At 51.9% G+C, this 2,310-nt stretch carries 1 protein-coding gene; it reads left to right on the top strand.

The features are described 5' to 3' along the window. The coding region (locus WH96_RS20795; protein WP_047766170.1) for an RHS repeat domain-containing protein at nt 1-2,310 on the top strand (2,310 nt) is incomplete at both ends.

Here is a 2,310-nt window from a genome sequence, read left to right as displayed (position 1 = left end):
CAGTTGAACCCGGTGACCCCACACTGGAAGTTGTGACCAGCTATGGCTATGACAGCTTTGGCAATGTGAGCTCAACGTCTGTGGCCGGTGTTGGTGAAACAGCCCGAACAGCAAGCATGACCTATACCCCCGATGGTCGTTTTGCCCTGAGTTCTAGCAATGCCTTGGGCCATAGTGCCTCTGTTGTTGCTGATAGTCGCTTTGGTGTGCCTCTTTCAACAACCGATGCCAATAGCATTGTCACGACCTTTGAATACGACGGCTTTGGCCGAAATATTCGTGAGATCGTGGCAGATGGGACAGAAACTGTCACAAGTTACAACTTGTGTTCTGATGCTGCGATCACCTGTCCAAGCGGGGCTGTGGAACGTGTGCTTCAGCAGTCACTGGAAACTGCCAGTGGCACAGCCATTGCCGCTAACAGTATTACTTATCTGGATAAATTGGGCCGAGAAATCCGTAGTGAAAGTCAAATGGCGGATGGCTCTGTTGTCTATACGGATACTGTCTATGACAGCTTTGGTCGTGTGATCAAATCATCTGCTCCCTACAAGGCGGGTAGCAGTTCCATTGACTGGGCGCTGAACGAATACGATGTGCTGGATCGGGTGATCAAGTCCACAGATCTCAATGGTGCTGTGACCACAACGGCTTACAGCGGTTTGTCTGTTACCATCACTACACCGTTGCAGGAAACAGAAAGCCGCAAGAGCAATGCGCGGGGTGAACTGGTTCTGGTTACAGATACCATGGGCGGCACCATTGCCTATGCCTATGATGCCTTTGGCAATCTGACCAGTACGACGGATGCCAAGAACAATACGGTGACCATTGCCTATGATAAACTGGGCAAGAAGCTTAATATGGATGATCCGGATATGGGCTATTGGTCCTATGGCTATAACAGCTATGGTGAACTGACATCCCAGACCGATGCCAAAGGTCAGGTCAATACCTTGACTTACGATGTTCTAGGTCGTTTGATCCAGCGTATTGAAGCGGAAGGTACAACAACCTGGACTTATGATACGGCTACCAATGGTCTTGGTCTGTTACATAGCGCGACGGGGCCGGGTGGATCGGGACAGCCTGATTATCTCGAAACCCATGCTTATGACAGCCTGAGCCGTCCAAGCAGCACGACACGCAAAATCCGGGGCAAGGATTATGTCTCTGCAATTTCCTATGATACCGCAGGACGTTTGGGCAATGTAACCTATCCCACAGGCTTTGCCGTGGACTATAGCTATACGGCAACGGGTTATCTGGATCAGATTACCGAAACAGCTGATAGTTCTCTGATCTGGAAGGCCAAGACCCGGGACGCAGATGGCCGCGTGCGGGAAGCTCAACTGGGTAACGGTCTAACAGAATGGACCGATGTGGATGAACTGGGCCGGGTTACCTCCCGCCGTTTGTCCGGGGCACAGGGGTTGCAGCTTGATCTGGCCATGACCTTTGATCTCGTGGGTAATCTCACAGCCCGTCAGGACAATGTACAGGATCGCAAAGAGACCTTTGGTTACGATGCGCTTAATCGTCTGACATCCAACCTGTTGGTCAAGACATCAGACAGCACACAGTTGGCGTCAACCAGCTATGGTTATGACATTATCGGGAACATGACCCTGAAGTCTGATCTCAGCCATGGCGGGATTATGACCTATGATCCGGCACGTCCTCATGCGGTGGCAACCGCCAAGGGCGGATCTTACAGCTATGATCTCAATGGGAACCTCACAGGCGGTGGGGGGCGTTCTGTTTCCTGGACCAGCTTTAACAAGCCAGCCACCATTGATGCCACGGCCTCTTTGTCGGTGACATCTTTTGTCTATGGCCCTGACCGGGCGCGTATCCGTCAGACTATTGTAGAGGCAGGCACGACCACAGAGGTGGCCTATGTGGGTTCCTACTACGAGGAACGCACACCTGTAACGTCAGCCGGGGTTCAGTCCGGCATCATGGAGCAGATCCACTATATCCGGGCGGATGAAGCCTCTCTGGCGATCCACAAGATTGAAGTGGCTGTGGATCAAACCAAGACAACCAAAACCCGCTGGATGTCACTGGATCATATTGGCTCAACCACTGTTACCACAGATGAACTGGGACTGGTGGAAGAGCGTCTATCCTATGATCCTCACGGCAAACGGAGAGAAGCTGACTGGCAGGAAGCGTCCTTGCCAATCCGTCCAACATTCACACCCCGTGGCTTTACCGGGCATGAACATCTGGATGCTGTTGGCATCATTCATATGAATGGTCGGGTTTATGATCCGGAACTCGGAAGGTTTTTATCAGCGGATCCGA

It is taken from the genome of Kiloniella spongiae, from assembly GCF_001026905.1.
In the GTDB taxonomy this organism is placed as follows: Bacteria; Pseudomonadota; Alphaproteobacteria; order Kiloniellales; family Kiloniellaceae; genus Kiloniella; species Kiloniella spongiae.
Note: the sequence above shows the minus strand (reverse complement) of the source record. Positions and strands in the feature narration are given on the sequence as shown.